Source organism: Pedobacter gandavensis (assembly GCF_032678465.1).
Classification (GTDB): domain Bacteria; phylum Bacteroidota; class Bacteroidia; order Sphingobacteriales; family Sphingobacteriaceae; genus Pedobacter; species Pedobacter gandavensis_B.
In genome coordinates, this window is sequence record NZ_JAVTSK010000012.1 from 53,610 (window position 1) to 68,302 (window position 14,693).

The following is a 14,693-nucleotide window of genomic DNA, read 5'->3' on the forward strand; positions in this document are numbered from 1 at the left end:
TTTTTTAATTTTTAGGAGATAAATGTTTAAGGACTTCATTAAAAGTAGATGTTTTGAATTTTAATTTAGGTTTCTATCATTAACCCAATTTGGGTTAATGAGCGGCCATTGAAAATATGACTTAGTGTATATTAGTCAATTTTAATGTCGTCTTTGCACTTTTCGTTAAGTGCGTTTGTATATTCGATCGTAATTGGCTTACCGCCAAGATTCATGCATTCGATATAATATTTTTTAGCCTTTTTGCAGTCATTCTGCAAGAAATAACAAATGGAAAGTTTAAACAAGGTATTCTGGTTTTTGGAATTGAGAACATATGATTCCTCCAATAGTACTATCGCATTATTGAGTTTATAAATATCATTTTTTTCATAATAACCCATCAAATAAAGCGTGGCCTTATCAGTAATTATTTTTGAGTTTTTAGGGTTAATACTTAACCCTTTATCATACTGTTCTGTTGCACTTTTTTCATCACCAAGGTAATGGTATATTGCACCAAAGCCCCAATATATATCTACATTAGTCGAATCCAGTAACCAAGCCTGGTTAAATCGATACATTGCTGTTTTTATCTCTCCCTGATATATATAATTAAATCCCAATTTGATCAATGCTGCGGATGCTTTACTCCTGGACCCTTCCTGCTGTACTAAATTATTGATTAATTTATTGTCAGCATCTTTTTGAGCTTCAGATTTAGGGAGATTCCCATATTTGGGTAAAAGTCCAATGTCCGTTTTTGCTTCCTCTTTCCACTGCTGGGAAGTGAATTTTCCAACAGAAATTATTTGATCAGTTTTCTGAGGAGTTTGTGATTTAACACAGGAGATGAGAAGGGTATTGAACAGAATTGTTATTAAAATAATAACAGATAATTTCATGCCATTTGGCATATTTTGAGGAGTCATAATTTTTGTGTGTAATATAATTATTAATTGAATAAGATACTACTTTATTTAGGGCCAGGAGAATAGTAGTTGACATGGTTTTTAACGATTGAATTAGGGTAAATTAATAGCTCATTTAAAAAATGAAAAGTATATTTAATATTCGATTAATAAGCTTCTGTTTAACCTTATAATACTAATTATATCCTGGTGTGATAAATAACAATTTTGTCTATTGAGACAGTTAATTCATCGTGTTAATTTCTACCAGAAGATAATTCATCAAAATACTTGTTTTGTCCATTTTTGCAGAGGGATTTCCAAATAGCTTTACTGTCGTTAAAATAAGAAACTTGTTGAGGATTTTATTGATACAAGAGGAAAATTAAGTATGAATTTGGATAGGTATATCGCAAAAATACAAATAATAGCACTGTGCATGTGTTTCGGTTATTTAAATTTAAGTGCACAAATAATTGAGGTAACAAAATTTGGTATACAACCTGATAGTTTTGCTGATGCAACAGAAGGGGGTATAAAAGTGATTGAGGCGGGAAAGGCTCAGCTCCAGACGACCATTAATTTTCCAAAGGGGAGATATGACTTTTGGCCGGATCAGGCAACGGAAACCAACTACTATATCACAAATACCTCATCAGAAATAGAGGTTCCTGTAAAGAAGCAGAAGGTTGGCCTGTTGTTAAAGGGCATGAAGAATGTTACGATTGACGGTAATGGTTCTATTTTTGTATTTCATGGTAAGATGATTTCCTGGGTACTGGATGGGAGTGAGGACATCACGATCAGGAACCTGTCGGTAAATTATGAGCGTCCGGGGATGTCTGAAATGACCATAAAGGAAACATCCGAAACTTCTGTGATCGCCAATGTACATCCAGATTCCAGGTTTACCATTGTCAATGGGCGGATGGAATGGTATGACGAAAAATGGGTAACTAAAAATCATCATGCTGTGTTGGTAAGGCCTGATCAGGGAATGTTGCTATATAGTTCCTGGGATCCATTTATAAAAAGCAAAGTAGCAGTACTTGTCCTACTGCAGTTGAAATTTAGTGGAGATTTTTCAAAATTTAAAGCCAAACCTGGAGATGTTTTAACTATTCGGGATCGTTACAGGGATTATGTTGCTGCTTTGAACTATCGATCTAAAAATATCAGGTTACAGAATCTTCATATGAATTCAATGCATGGCCTGGGGATTGTTTCACAGTTTTCGGAGAACCTGAGTTATGACAGCGTCTATGTTGAGCCGGAGAAGGGCAGTGGGAGAGAGATTGCTTCTTCTGGAGATGGAATGCACTTTTCTGGATGTAAGGGACAGATCACGATCAAAAATTGCAGGTTTAATGGCATGCATGATTGCATGATGATCCGGTAAATGTACATGGCACTCATTTGAAGGTGACTGAAATAGGATCAGAAAATACCTTGAAACTCCGGTTTATACACCATCAGAGTTATGGATTTGAGGCTTTTATACCAGGAGATACTGTCGCTTACCTCCATAGTAATACACTTCAGATTTTTGAAAAAGGTGTCATCAAATCAGCAAAGTTAATTTCAGAAAGAGAGATGCTGGTTGAATTGCAGCAGCTTTTTCAGGGGAAGTGAAAGTAGGAGATGCCCTGGAAAATGTAACCTGGACATCTTCAGTAACGATAAAGAATTCACGATTTGAGGGAACGATATCACGCGGGACGTTGATTACCACAAGACGAAAAGTACTCGTTGAAAATAACGTATACTACCGCACTGGAATACATGCTATTTTAATTGAAAACGATGCGGAAGGCTGGTATGAATCCGGACCTGTAACTGATGTTACCATTCGGAATAATCAATTTATAGAATGTGGATTTAACTCTGCTCCGAATAATTATGTGATCAGCATTAATCCACAAAATCATAAAATGGTGCCAAATTATTGGGTGCATAAAAATATCAAAATAGAGCACAATACTTTTAAAGTTTATGACAGTCCAATATTGTCTGCGAGAAGTGTTGTTGGGTTGGTTTTTAAGAATAACAGAGCGGAATTGACGGACTTTTTAACTGCCGCTAAGACAAAGCCTGCATTTGATCTTACTGGTTGCAGGGATGTGAAAATTAATGATAATTGGTTTGATAAAGCTCTGGACGCTGTAATAGGAATTAAAAGTATGACCAAGGCTGATGTCAAATCGGACATTCCCTTTCAAATTAAAACGAAATGAATCAACCTAACACCTAAAGGAGCCTGAACCTCTTTTACAAAAACTTAGTTTCCCGAAGTTTTCTCTTTTCACCTTATAATCTTGCGCAGATACGCCCATGATCTTTGAGAACATCCTTGAAAAGTAGTATTGGTCATCTATTTCCAGGGCTGCTGCAATTTCTTTAATCCGGAGATCTATGAGCTGAAGATACTAACAGGCTTTCTGTATTTTAATATGGTTAAAGTACTTGATCGGTGCAAAACCTGTCTGGTCTTTTAAAAGGACAACGGAAGGTTTAAAGAATAGTTTTTTTTTGAATTCAAAGCATGAGCTGTCAATTGTGATTATATCGTTGTATTTGTTTTAAATTCCATTAAGAAACCAATTTTGCAAATTACTTGTGATAAACTATTTTTTTGCTTTAACATGAGATATTGATTTCTTATTATTAAAAATAAATACTTTGTGGATTTTTTAGATTTTTTATGTTAAATTAAATGGTGTGAATGATAATTTGAATCTTCTAAAATGATGCGTTTACCATGTCAAAGTGCTCATTTACGTAATATGTTTTTATTATTTATCATTCTTATTTATGTTTATGCTAATACTTATATTAATTTAAAAAGTAAACAAATGAAAAGAACGAAAAAAATGTTATTGGTCCCCTGTGTTTTGGTGCTATTGATCTTGGGGTGTAAAAAAAATGAAGTTGTTCATCCTAAAGTAGAAAAGCTTAGTAAAGTTGTAGATACTTCTGTGAATAATATATTAATTATTAATGCAATTGTGGATGAAGATCCTGCAATAACCAAATTTATGGGTGAATATCATAATTCTGCTACCTTACAAAAACAATTTAAAGGAAGGAAAATTGTATTAAATAACTCAATCAGTTCTCAATAGAAATTCATGAAAAACAAAATACTCAATACCTCACTGATCGTATTATTCTTTGTAGTATTTGTAATGTCGTGCAAAAAAACAGCTCAACCAGAAGTAAGTCTTATACCGGAAATTGAAAGTGTAAATCCAATTTATGCAAGAAATGAAGAAGAGGTATCTGTTCAATTCAAAGGGGTTGGTATTAACAATACATCTAAAATTAATATTAAAATTAATAAAGTAGAATTAGCTGCTCAATATAGTGGTTATCATAATGTTGTTAAGTTCAAAATTCCAAAATCCTTTTTTAGTTCGACTACATTAGTGTCTAGTCTTGAAGTTGAAATAAATGGAAAAACATCAAAAAAAGTAGATAATGCTATTTATTCTAATTTCTTTCCAAAATTAGATCGTTTTATCCCAAATATTGCAAGGATTGGAGATGAGGTAACTATTTATGGTTATAATTTTATGCCCGATACAAACAAGACTAGTGTGAGTTTTTTTGGTAATAACAACACTTCATTAAAAGGAAAGGTCACCTACATTGATCCAGAGGTAATCAAAGTGATCGTTCCTGCTAATGCAGAGACCAATACAATTGCGGTTATCACCGGAACAAATGATGTAAATTACAGTGTAGTTCCTTTGTTGTTCACAGAAAATATTAGAATATTAAAATATTAAACTTTTTTTATGAAATTAAATTTAAAAGCCATATTTATTACTTTAACGCTGTTAAGCGTAGTTTCTTTTACAAACGCCCAGATGCAAATCACATTGACGTCAGGGGGAGGATCTGGGGCTACCAATTGCGGAACTAAAACAATTGAAACAAGCGTTACGGGTGGGTCTGGAAATTACATGTACATTTACAGTAGCAATACAGCTTCTGTAGTTTCAGGTAATACACCTAATTATACAGTCAACCCCCAGCCATCTGCATTAACCACTTACAGCGTGACAGTTTTAGATCTTACTACAATGCTTTTTGCAAAAAAAGATATATCGATTAGCCCTTCTTTGATTGGGGATCCCAATGTCTGGATTACTAATATCTTGACACCTAATGGTGATGGGATTAATGATGAATGGGTTGTGGCTGACGGAGGAAAAAACCCTTATGGAGAGCAATATCCAATTAATGTTTATAGAGTTGAACTTTCCATTATTGCTGCCAATAACCGAGTTGTTTTTAAGAATTATGCAACCGCTGGACAAAATGGGCATGCCTTTGGTAATACTGGATTTGTTAGTCGATCAATCTCATGGGATGGGAATGATTATGATGGTGGTGGCTACGGTAATACTATTGTAGCAGCTGCCCCCACAGGGACTTACAGAGTTAATCTTAAGTTGTTTAATTGTTCGAACCCTAACGGTAAGGATTATAGTTTATATATTACTTTGATCAGGTAAAACTTTAATAGATCATGGGTCTATATGAACTCATGATCTATTAAAGTTTTAACTAAAGGATTAAAAACTAGTGCTTTTATTCCTTGTTAACTTGACATAAAGATACAGCGTGACCTCTTTTACAAAAACTTAGTTTCCCGGAGTTTTTCTCTTTTCACTTTGTAATCCTGTGGAGACCCCCCATAATCTTAGAAAACATCCTGGAAAAATAGTATTGATCATCTATTCCTAATGTTGCAGCAATTTCCTTAATGCGTAGGTCTGTGAATTGAAGATACTGACAGGCTTTCTGTATTTTAATATGGTTAAAGTACTTGATGGGTGCAAAACCTGTCTGGTCTTTGAATAGCGTGGAGAAATGAGAAGGGGATAAATTGATGGATTTCGCGATATCTTCCAATGTAAAGGTCGTGTGCAGGTTATTCTGCATGAACTCTATGGAAATATCTATGGGATTCACTATGTCTTTTTTAGCGGAATAGTTGAATTTTTCATCAAAAATAAAGGAGGATAAAAAATGACTGAAACTCATGTTTACATAGACGAGGTTATCATTGCTATAACCTCTTTCCAGGTTTAGATAGATTTCATCAAATAATTTTATTCTGGATTCATTAAACTGCACCAGTCCTTTATAACTTTTCTGCCGTTTGAGTAACAACCTCATGAGGGATTTTACGAGATGGCCCTTGAAGTGTGCCCAGTAAATTGTCCATGGAGTATTCTTGTCAGAAGCATAGGAATGCGATTTGTCGGCAGGAATAACAATAAAATTTCCAGCTTTAAGGCTATAAGTATGCTCTTCAATTTTCACCTCACCTTTTCCATCTGTGCAGTATAAAAGAATGTACTGATCGATGCCCTAGTTACGCTCTCGGTAATGAAATTTTACTTTTGGATAAAATCCGATATCTGTGATATAAATGCCAGCCATGAGAGGACTGGGATACAGGTTTTAACAAGAATCGACCGTGGCAAAACAATTGCCTTTTGTCCATTAAAACCTTCCTCCTTCTTAATTTCAGTTGTTTCGTTTTCCATCAGCATTTCTTCGGGCTGAATTTATATGTAATATTCGTAATATAGTCCATTCCTTTCATAAATATTTCTATTGAACAGTTGCTAAGATTAGTTCAAATTTGGTTTTACTATAAAGTATATTGATGTGACCATCGTTTATTTGGAGATAAATTGTGATTTAAGATAAAAGGTAGGGGTATTATTCTTTTAATAAAAGAGCCCACCCTTGATCATGTGGTTAAAAAGTATCTAATTATTACAAATTTTAAGGCCTATTTTAACCCTGCTTTCTAAACAGAATTGTTAAACGGTTTTAGCCTGGTTCTTTATTTTTTTTACCTGTTTCAAATAGGCCTCTAAAAACCGATCAATTCCGTCTGTTGCATAACCCAATAACCTGGAATTTTCACCAAGTTCTGAAGATACAATCTCCATTTCCTCCCTGATCTGTGTCATACAATAAGTGTTGATGGATTGTTGCATCGGTAAAGTGATGTATTGTTTAGCTTTTGCAATTTTGCCACTGAGCACAATGAGTTCCGGATTAAACAACTGGATGAGGATGGCAATGGCCTTGCCCATATTCGCTCCTATATTTGACAATAACTGAATGGCATATTGATCTCCTCTGTTTGCGGCATTGATAATGGCTTCAGGTTCGATTCTTTCCAGTTCCTCTTCCGATAATTCATTTAACATGGATTTTTTACCCTCTAATAGGTCTGCTTTCGCAGTCTTGGAAAGGGCATTTCCAAAGGCTATCGTTTCTAGGCAACCGTGTTTCCCACAGTAGCAAAGTGCGCCGTTTTCTACGAAAGGCATATGGCCAAATTCTCCTGCAAAACCTGTGGTTCCTCTTTTAAGCTGACTATCCATAATGATTCCCAATCCAACACCCCAATCCATGAGTAAGACCAGTACATCTTTTTTACCTTTGGCAAGACCATGACGATACTCGGCTATTGCCGATCCCGCCATATCATTTTGCACGATCACCGGTAAATTCAGAGCTTCCTCAAAAGCTTTTACCAATGGGCTGTTTTCAATATTATCAATCAGGTAACTGTAGTTTTCTCCTTTCTCAGTATTTACCAGTCCCGGCATTCCCACATAGCAACCCATGATCTTATTTTTGTCAATATTTGCCGATTGTAAAACCGTTTGTATCTGTGGCATCAGATTGGATAGAAAGTCGGTCCTGCTTTTTGAGATGGGTAAGGAAATAGTTTTTATTTCCGACATAAAATTACAGTTATTGTCCAAAATGGCAATTTTTGTGTGAAACAACTCAATGTCTACACAGATGATCAATGCCCGTTCATCTTTTAATGCAAATAGATCGGGTTTGCGTCCGCCAATTGAAATGCCAAGGCCCCTTTTTTCAATCCAGCCAATATCTACAAGATCGTTTAAAAGTTTTAACATACTTGGCGTACTCAAACTTACCGAATCACATAGGGTAGAAATGGAAGATGGACCCTTTAAAAACAGGTGTTTGATGATACAATATTTATAACTGAGGTGTTTGTCATTTTTACTTTCGGATAATATTATGTGATTTAATAGGGAAAGATTCATAGGGTGATTTATTTTTTTAGATAAGGGATGGATGCTTTGATAAAAATTTTATTAAACTAAATTATTTTAATAAAAACATAGGTTTTCTGATAAACTTAAATAAAAAATGTCTTTATATTTCAAATAACGAAGGGCCTTATTTTCAGTTGGTTTCTTGTAATTATCCTCCTTTCGGATTAAAAAACCAAACCATTTTTTCAACCCTAACCCATTGAATTATGTACAAACTTAGACCAACCGCTAAGCCTAAGATTTGCCTTTGTGCAGATTTTAATCCAACACTTCTTTTTTATAATAAAACCTTTTTTGTACTGCTGATTTTATTACTCAGCATCCTAAGTCAGACCTTTGCCCAGCAATCTGCTGGAATAGAGATAAGGGGTAGAGTAGTTGATGAGGGATCTAAACCCATTCCGGCAGTTACAGTCCTTGTGAAGGGGACATCAAATGGAACACAAACGAATACAGATGGCCGATTTGTGTTAAAGAATGTGAAACCAGGCGATTCTATCAGCTTTGCTTACCTGGGGTATGTCACGCAGCTGCTCCCCGCAAAAAGCAATTTAAATGTCGTCTTGAAAGAAGCTAAAAACGACCTGGATGAAGTGGTGGTCTTGGGATACGGCTCACAGAAGAAATCAAATATTACTGGTGCGGTTTCTTCAATCAATATGAGCAAGGTCGATAATGTACCAGTAACTAATCTCTCCAATGCTTTGGCTGGAAGAGCAGCAGGAGTAACTGTAACCAACACTTCTGGTTTAGCAGGTGCTTCATCTTCCATCAGAATCAGGGGATCCTTTGGCTCTCCATTAATTGTAATTGATGGAATTATAAAAACCAAAGCAGATTTCGACGCTCTGGATGCGAATGAAATTGACCAGATGACCGTTTTAAAGGATGCGGCCACTGCTTCAGTGTATGGTTCACAGGCTGGAAATGGGGTAATGGTGGTGACAACAAAAAAGGGATCCAATCAAGCGCCGGTTTTTAGCTTCCAAAGTTCTTTTACCACTGCTCGTCCAACACAAACTTTACTTACCGATCTGACTACGGCCGCGGATGAGTTGATTTATCAGAACAGAGTAGCCGAATTTAATGGGAATTCATTACCCAATGGTCAACGGGAGTTTGACTACTTTAAGGATAAAAACTATAACGTGAACGATTGGATCTGGCAAAATCCAATTACCCAGAAGTACTTGCTCAGTGTAAATGGAGGAAGCGATAAAATCAGTTATTACGCGCAGGCCAGTTATACTGGTGAAGAAGGCGCCTATAAAAATCTGGACTACGGAAAGTTCAATCTTCGTTCCAATGTAACGGCAAAATTAAGTGAAGCCATTTCCTTAAATCTCAACGTCTCGGCAGCACAACAAAATCATGATCGATTCTACTGGCCATTTAGTGGTGATGATGACTATAATGTGGGCGACTTTTATCGGGTTACCTTTAACTGGCCTAAACTTTATCCTTTTTATACGGAAAAAGACGGGACACCTGCAAACCATGTGACAGATTATCCGGTGCAAACTCCAATGGGGAGCTGGCAAGCCTGGAACGTGATTGATCAGGTGATGGGAGATCGCTACATTAAAACCACTAGAAGGCAGGTCAACTCCATCCTGACGATGGACATAAAGCTGGATCAATTTGTGAAAGGACTTTCTGCTAAAATGGTGGGTAACTATGAAGGAAACGACTATCTCCGTAAATGGTACATGACCTTTCAAAAGAACTATGCTTTTATTTCTAAAGATCCGGGTGGAAACCGTTTCATCCCAGGCGCTCCAGATCCAAATAATACCAATATTTTTAACTTTAGTCAGGCCCAGCCTTTCCTGCGGTACCAGACGGAAAATGGCTGGAAGTATCAATTGGACGCTTATCTGAGCTATAAAAGAAATTTTGGTAAGCATGGTATCGACGCTTTAGCTGTTTGGGAACAAACCGGACGTCATGCCTACAATGTGACCGCTAAAGCTTCTGTTCCGCTGACTTCCATTGATCAGATGTTTGTGTATTCAAATGATGAAGCCAATAGAACGGGAACCGGCTATGAAGGTTTGGATGCAAGCAGGGCCTGGGTAGGTAAGCTGAATTATAATTTCGATAACCGATATCTGGTAGATTTTGCATTCCGGTATGATGGTAGTACCCTCTTTTCAAAAGAAAACAGATGGGGATTTTTTCCTTCCGTATCCCTGGCATGGCGAGTTTCCCAGGAAGGATTTTTCAAAAATGCAGTAAGCTGGGTGGATGATCTGAAATTACGCGTTTCTCATGGAACAACAGGTAATCTTCTGGATATCAATAGCGATCCTTTACCAGCATTTACCTATACGGCTACTTATGTGAATTCAGGCAGTTATATGTTTGGAGATAACCTTTATACCACAATCGCACCAGGTTCAACACCCATTCCAAATGTAACCTGGGCCACAATAGAAAACTCGAATATTGGTTTGGATTTCGATATTCTGAATCGCCGATTATCTGGCAGCATTGAGGTGTTTAGGAATAGAATGAAGAATATCCTGGGCAGAAGAACGGTGACTTTACCAGATTCTTACGGTCAGAGTTTAGCAGCCGAAAATTACGCAGAACGTTCTTTCCGTGGATCAGAGCTGACCATCAACTGGAAAAGTATGATTGGTAAAGAGGTCTCATACGGCATTTATGGAAATGTGGGTTATGCAAAAGACCGATGGGATATTTTAGACCAGGGGGCTGATTATTTACCTGGTGGGAATAGGGAGTGGCAATCTGCAATCGGGCAACCAGCCAACAGGTTGTTTGGCTTTAAAGCAAAAGGAATCGTTAGAACACAGGAAGAGCTCGATAAATTAATTGCCAGTGGATATAAAACCTATGGTAGAACGCCATATTTGGGTGCCATCATTTACGAAGATATCAGAGGAGATAATTACAAACCAGGACCAGATGGGAAAATTGATGCCAATGATGTTCAGTTGTTGAGCAACAACAATAAACCAAGGATCAATTTTGGTCTGGGATTTAATGTGAGCTGGAAAGGCCTGACTTTAGATGCCCACTTTCAAGGTGTTGGGGCCTACGACAGGATGATCAGTAACCTGGAAGGTGGAGGGATGCGCCAACATGGTGGTAGTTTCAGAACCTATTACCCGATCTGGGCAGGGGATGTATGGACACCAGAAAATCCGGATGGAAAATATCCACGTGTGACGGGAAATAACTGGGCAGAATCAGGAACAGATAACTCCAGTTTCTGGATCAGAAACGGTGCTTATTTAAGGTTGAGGAATGTGAATCTTGCTTATAATCTGCCACAAAGATGGCTCAGTGCAGTGAAGCTTTCCAGCGCGCAGCTGTTCTTTAATGGTACCAATTTATTCACCATTTCGGATATGAAAGAGTTTCAGGATCCGGAACAGGACAATTATGACTCCTTCCCGGTGATGAAAACTTTTACTCTTGGATTAAACCTCAAATTTTAAACTGATAGACCATGAAAAAATACATTTTATATATACTCATCATATCCTTTACCAGCAGCTGTAAAAAAGTGTTGGATGTCGAAAATATCAATAGCTATAGTCCTGAGAAAGTATGGAACGATCCGAATTTAGCAAATGCCTATATGGCCAATATTTATTCTGTTTTTGGCAACTGGAATGCCGGCGCTGATTTCAGGTCAGATCAGCTGGCAGGTGTGCCCTTTTTTCCTGATGCGGTAAGCATTACGAATGGTGGATTGGGAAACTGGGATTATGGTCGGATTCGTTTAATTAATCAGGCTTTAATTGATGTGGAAGCTGGCTCATTGTTGCCCGCAGATAAAAACAGCATTCTTGGTCAGGCCTATTTTTTAAGAGCCTATATTTATTTTAGTATGGTAAGTACTTATGGAGGTGTTCCTTACATCAAAATTCCTCAGGACCGGTATAAAGATGATCTGGATGTGCCAAGAAACTCCACGAAAGAATGCTTTGATTTTATGATCCAGGATTTGGATCAGGCCATCGCAATTCTGCCAAAAAGGATTACACCATCTTCTGCCAACTGGGGGAAAATTGACGGTAATTTTGCCCTTGCATTTAAAGCTAAAGTATTGTTGTATAAAGCTTCTCCGCAATTTAATCCAACCAATCCCTGGGACAATACCTATTGGGCCGATGCTTATAGCACTACTAAATTAGCTTACAGCACATTAAAAGCGCAAGACTTCAGACTGGTAGATAATTATTCAAATATTGCCCTGATGGAGAAGAACACAGAAGTGGTTTTTTCTGTGATTAATAAGTTCCCAAATAAAACGGCGAACTGGGATAATGGTACACGTCCGGGTTCATTGAGCAGAGGGCCGGCAGGTGCTACACCTACATGGAATTTTATTAAATCTTTTCCAATGAAAGATGGAAAACGCTATAGTGATCCTACAGGTGCTTATTTTAAAACGGAAGATCAGTTCCTGAAAACTTATTGGGAAAACAGAGATCCAAGATTTGATAAATCGATCCTGTGGAATGGAAAACCTTTTCCTGTTGCGGGTAAAGTGGATGGCTACAGGCAATATACCGGACTTGGAGTAGCACCCGCTTTAGATAATTTTGGGGTCAATCCCAATTCAACGGATAAATCAGAAAACGGGAATCGTTATACCGGTCTTTTTATTGCCAAAAGTAACCGCCTGGATTTAAAACAGGAACAGGTAGAGCAATATGATGCGGACTATGTTTTGATGCGTTTTGCTGAAGTGATGTTGAATTATGCGGAGGCTGCAAATGAAACCGGAAACGCTGCTGAAGCTTTGGATATATTAACACAAATTCGTCAGCGTGCAGGCATTACCCCAGGAGCAGATGGTAAATATGGAATTACTGCAAGCAGCAGGGAACAGATTAGAAAAGCCATTATGGACGAACGTAATGTAGAACTCTGCTTTGAGGGGCATCGTTTCAATGACTTACGTCGTTGGAGAATGTTTAGTGTCCTTAATAACGTGCCTAAATATGGAATTGAGGCCATCGCAATTCTTGCTAACGGATCAGAAATGCCGATCAGTCAGGCCGCAGGTCTGGCTACAGCAAATCAATTGACAGAAAGTGATTTTAAATATGTGGTTTTGCAAATTCCAAGGACAGGTGTTTTACTCAATGTTTTGCCGGATAAGTATTATTTTGCTCCGATTTCACAATCTATATTAGGGAAAACAAAAGAGTTGCTACAGAATAAAGATTGGGGTGGGACATTTGATCCGACCTTACATTAATTCCTGCTTTTAAGTGCTATTGTTAAGTTTTAAGTTATGCAGTGTGATGATTACTGCATAACTTCACTTTTTCAGCATTATTAGGTCTTTCTTATTTAAATTAGCAGCATAGGAGATGCCTTAGGTATGGCCACTCAACACACACAAAGAAACCAACCAAAAACTACATGAACGAAGATCTATTGAAGAGCAAACCATTAAAAGAAAACAGAAGAAATTTCCTGAAAGGTGGTCTGGTCCTTGGCGGCCTGGCCTTGTTAAAACCCGAAAGTGCCATTTCCAGTCCGCTAAATGAAAAAGCGGATGAATTTAAGATCCTTACCGGGCCTTATTTGCAAACCAATTTTGGCAATGGCATTTCCATTTTGTGGATCGCCAGTAAGGATAGTTCCAGCTGGGTGGAATATGGCGAGTCGGCTGATTTACTGGACAGAAAAGCTTATGGTAAAAGTGCTTTGGGTTTAAAACCTGCGGATCGCTTAAATTGCGTTAAGCTGGAGAATTTGAAACCTGGAAAAACTTATTACTATAAGATTTTTTCTAAAGAGATTAAAGACTTCCAGCCTTATAAAATGACCTATGGAGAGACGATTTCCAGTGCCGTAGAAAGTTTCGTAAACACTGACATATCTAAAGAAGAGGTTGCTTTTGTGATGTTAAACGACATCCATGACAGACCAAACTCTATTTGTCATTTACTGGATTTAAATAAAGGGAATGCTACTGATTTTGTGTTCTTCAACGGGGATATTTTTGATTACCAGGCGGACGAGCAGCAGATCATCACAAATATGCTGCAGCCCTGTGTCGATAAGTTTGCTAAAAATACGCCTTTTGTATATGTCCGGGGAAATCATGAAACCAGGGGTAAGTTTGCACGTGAATTTCCTGCTTACTTTGATCATGTTGGTAATACTTCATTTACTTTGGGACCTGTACGTTTTGTGATTCTGGATACCGGTGAAGATAAAGAAGATAGTCATCCGGTCTATGCCGGGATTGTAGATTTTGATCAGTACCGGCTTGAACAGGCGGCCTGGCTTGAAAATGAAATTAACCGTAAGGAATTTAAAAATGCAGCTTTCAGGGTGGTATTGATGCATATTCCTCCACGTTATTCAGGGGATGCTCATGGTGCTGTTCATTGTACCGAGTTGTTTGAACCCATCATGAACCGTGGTAAAGTAGACCTGGTATTGAGCGGACATACCCATAAGTATAAAGTTAATCCACCAGCTAAAGGTTTGAATAATTATCCCATTATTATTGGAGGTGGGCCAAAAGATGGGTTCCGTACTTTAACGAAAATCAAAGCGAACAAAAAACAAATACAGGTAAGTATGCTGGATGATTCCGGTAAACAAATAGAAAGTTACGTTTGCCTGAAAAGGTAATCCATTTCAAATGTTGTGTTCGACAGGAACACAACAT

Annotated in this window: 13 protein-coding genes; 9 read left to right on the forward strand and 4 right to left on the reverse strand. The window is 37.5% G+C overall.

Annotated features, from left to right (window positions below; genetic code table 11):
- Positions 1-131 precede the first annotated feature (131 nt).
- Positions 132-911, reverse strand: a complete 780-nt coding sequence (locus R2Q94_RS19165; protein WP_316823094.1) for a hypothetical protein — start codon at positions 909-911, stop codon at positions 132-134.
- Between the two features lie 418 nt (positions 912-1,329).
- Here R2Q94_RS19165 and R2Q94_RS19170 point away from each other — a divergent pair, with 418 nt between their 5' ends.
- Genes R2Q94_RS19170 through R2Q94_RS19180 form a run of 3 tightly spaced genes read left to right on the forward strand, consistent with a single transcriptional unit; the run spans position 1,330 to position 3,124 of the window.
- On the forward strand, positions 1,330-2,289 hold the full coding sequence (locus R2Q94_RS19170; protein ID WP_316823095.1) for a hypothetical protein: 960 nt from the start codon (positions 1,330-1,332) through the stop codon (positions 2,287-2,289).
- Entirely contained in the window at positions 2,271-2,522 is a 252-nt protein-coding gene (locus R2Q94_RS19175; RefSeq protein ID WP_316823096.1) for a hypothetical protein, read from the forward strand. Before R2Q94_RS19170 ends, R2Q94_RS19175 begins: the two co-directional genes overlap by 19 nt.
- On the forward strand, positions 2,519-3,124 hold the full coding sequence (locus tag R2Q94_RS19180) for a right-handed parallel beta-helix repeat-containing protein (protein ID WP_316823097.1): 606 nt from the start codon (positions 2,519-2,521) through the stop codon (positions 3,122-3,124). Before R2Q94_RS19175 ends, R2Q94_RS19180 begins: the two co-directional genes overlap by 4 nt.
- 6 nt (positions 3,125-3,130) lie before the next feature.
- On the opposite strand, the gene R2Q94_RS22265 is transcribed toward R2Q94_RS19180, so the two are convergent.
- Positions 3,131-3,304: an AraC family transcriptional regulator gene (locus tag R2Q94_RS22265; RefSeq protein ID WP_410478578.1), complete on the reverse strand. Its 174-nt coding sequence runs from the start codon at positions 3,302-3,304 to the stop codon at positions 3,131-3,133.
- A 438-nt stretch (positions 3,305-3,742) separates the two neighbouring features.
- Here R2Q94_RS22265 and R2Q94_RS19185 point away from each other — a divergent pair, with 438 nt between their 5' ends.
- The 3 genes from R2Q94_RS19185 to R2Q94_RS19195 are packed head-to-tail and all read left to right on the forward strand — an operon-like array spanning position 3,743 to position 5,410.
- On the forward strand, positions 3,743-4,012 hold the full coding sequence (locus R2Q94_RS19185; protein WP_316823098.1) for a hypothetical protein: 270 nt from the start codon (positions 3,743-3,745) through the stop codon (positions 4,010-4,012).
- A gap of 6 nt (positions 4,013-4,018) precedes the next feature.
- The gene (locus R2Q94_RS19190; protein WP_316823099.1) at positions 4,019-4,678 is read left to right on the forward strand and encodes an IPT/TIG domain-containing protein; all 660 of its coding nucleotides are present in this window, start codon (positions 4,019-4,021) and stop codon (positions 4,676-4,678) included.
- 9 nt (positions 4,679-4,687) lie between these two features.
- The gene (locus R2Q94_RS19195; protein WP_316823100.1) at positions 4,688-5,410 is read left to right on the forward strand and encodes a hypothetical protein; all 723 of its coding nucleotides are present in this window, start codon (positions 4,688-4,690) and stop codon (positions 5,408-5,410) included.
- A 154-nt stretch (positions 5,411-5,564) separates the two neighbouring features.
- On the opposite strand, the gene R2Q94_RS19200 is transcribed toward R2Q94_RS19195, so the two are convergent.
- Positions 5,565-6,269, reverse strand: coding sequence for an AraC family transcriptional regulator (locus tag R2Q94_RS19200; protein WP_316823171.1), 705 nt, complete (start codon positions 6,267-6,269; stop codon positions 5,565-5,567).
- A 464-nt stretch (positions 6,270-6,733) separates the two neighbouring features.
- Complete coding sequence (locus R2Q94_RS19205) at positions 6,734-8,008, reverse strand: ROK family protein (RefSeq protein ID WP_316823101.1); 1,275 nt, start codon at positions 8,006-8,008, stop codon at positions 6,734-6,736.
- A gap of 218 nt (positions 8,009-8,226) precedes the next feature.
- Between R2Q94_RS19205 and R2Q94_RS19210 the strand changes: the two genes are divergently transcribed.
- The 3 genes from R2Q94_RS19210 to R2Q94_RS19220 all read left to right on the forward strand — a co-directional run bounded on the left by R2Q94_RS19210 (position 8,227) and on the right by R2Q94_RS19220 (position 14,656).
- On the forward strand, positions 8,227-11,487 hold the full coding sequence (locus R2Q94_RS19210; RefSeq protein WP_316823102.1) for a TonB-dependent receptor: 3,261 nt from the start codon (positions 8,227-8,229) through the stop codon (positions 11,485-11,487).
- An 11-nt stretch (positions 11,488-11,498) separates the two neighbouring features.
- Entirely contained in the window at positions 11,499-13,262 is a 1,764-nt protein-coding gene (locus R2Q94_RS19215; protein WP_316823103.1) for a RagB/SusD family nutrient uptake outer membrane protein, read from the forward strand.
- 167 nt (positions 13,263-13,429) lie between these two features.
- The gene (locus tag R2Q94_RS19220) at positions 13,430-14,656 is read left to right on the forward strand and encodes an FN3 domain-containing metallophosphoesterase family protein (protein ID WP_316823104.1); all 1,227 of its coding nucleotides are present in this window, start codon (positions 13,430-13,432) and stop codon (positions 14,654-14,656) included.
- Positions 14,657-14,693 lie beyond the last annotated feature (37 nt).

Bases quoted from the DNA above. Each gene is read 5' to 3' on its own strand.
- R2Q94_RS19165 (WP_316823094.1), bottom strand. From the start codon at position 911: ATGACTCCTCAAAATATGCCAAATGGCATGAAATTATCTGTTATTATT.
- R2Q94_RS19170 (WP_316823095.1), top strand. From the start codon at position 1,330: ATGTGTTTCGGTTATTTAAATTTAAGTGCACAAATAATTGAGGTAACA.
- R2Q94_RS19185 (WP_316823098.1), top strand. From the start codon at position 3,743: ATGAAAAGAACGAAAAAAATGTTATTGGTCCCCTGTGTTTTGGTGCTA.
- R2Q94_RS19190 (WP_316823099.1), top strand. From the start codon at position 4,019: ATGAAAAACAAAATACTCAATACCTCACTGATCGTATTATTCTTTGTA.
- R2Q94_RS19195 (WP_316823100.1), top strand. From the start codon at position 4,688: ATGAAATTAAATTTAAAAGCCATATTTATTACTTTAACGCTGTTAAGC.
- R2Q94_RS19205 (WP_316823101.1), bottom strand. From the start codon at position 8,008: ATGAATCTTTCCCTATTAAATCACATAATATTATCCGAAAGTAAAAAT.
- R2Q94_RS19210 (WP_316823102.1), top strand. From the start codon at position 8,227: ATGTACAAACTTAGACCAACCGCTAAGCCTAAGATTTGCCTTTGTGCA.
- R2Q94_RS19215 (WP_316823103.1), top strand. From the start codon at position 11,499: ATGAAAAAATACATTTTATATATACTCATCATATCCTTTACCAGCAGC.
- R2Q94_RS19220 (WP_316823104.1), top strand. From the start codon at position 13,430: ATGAACGAAGATCTATTGAAGAGCAAACCATTAAAAGAAAACAGAAGA.